General features: G+C 42.9%; 1 protein-coding gene and 1 pseudogene. Both read left to right on the top strand.

Going from position 1 to position 574, the window contains the following annotated elements; all coding sequences use genetic code 11:
* The coding region (locus ACQY6F_RS19025; protein ID WP_428776691.1) for a methyltransferase domain-containing protein at positions 1–510 on the top strand (510 nt) is incomplete at its 5' end.
* A pseudogene (locus ACQY6F_RS19020) lies at positions 486–574 on the top strand (dethiobiotin synthase); the annotation flags it as partial. The gene ACQY6F_RS19025 and the pseudogene ACQY6F_RS19020, both read left to right, overlap by 25 nt.

The raw sequence follows: 574 nt of genomic DNA, 5'->3' as shown, positions 1-574 counted from the left end.
GTCACTTATGTTCATGCCGATGCGGAACAACTGCCTTTTTCTGCTGGCGAGTTTGATATTGTTTTTTCAAGTCTGGCTCTTCAGTGGTGTGACGATTTATCCTCGCCTCTGGCTGAAATACGACGTGTACTCAAACCATTAGGTCGTGGTTACTTTTCCACTTTGCTTGATGGCTCCCTGATTGAGCTTAAGCAGTCATGGCGGAAAATTGATTCTCATCAACATGTTAATGAGTTCATTTCTTTCAATCAGGTAAAAATTGCGTTAGCGCAAGCCGAGGTTCCTAAGCATCACTTAAACTTGGCCGAAGTAACGGTTTGGTATGATTCTGCATTTGATTTAATGCGAGATTTGAAGGGCATTGGCGCGAATCATATCAGTACTCGTACTCATGGGTTGACGGGAAGAAAGGCTCTGATTCAAGTGGAACAGGCCTATGAGCAGTTTCGAAGTCAGCAAGGTTCTTTACCTGCAACATATCAGGTTTGTTTAGGGGTTATTTATCGATGATAAGATCATTGTTTATTGCGGGTACGGATACCGATGTTGGTAAAACAGTTGCTTCGAAAGCGAT

It is taken from the genome of Vibrio sp. (assembly GCF_050299255.1).
Taxonomy (GTDB): domain Bacteria; phylum Pseudomonadota; class Gammaproteobacteria; order Enterobacterales; family Vibrionaceae; genus Vibrio.
This window is presented reverse-complemented; position numbering and strand designations above follow the sequence as displayed.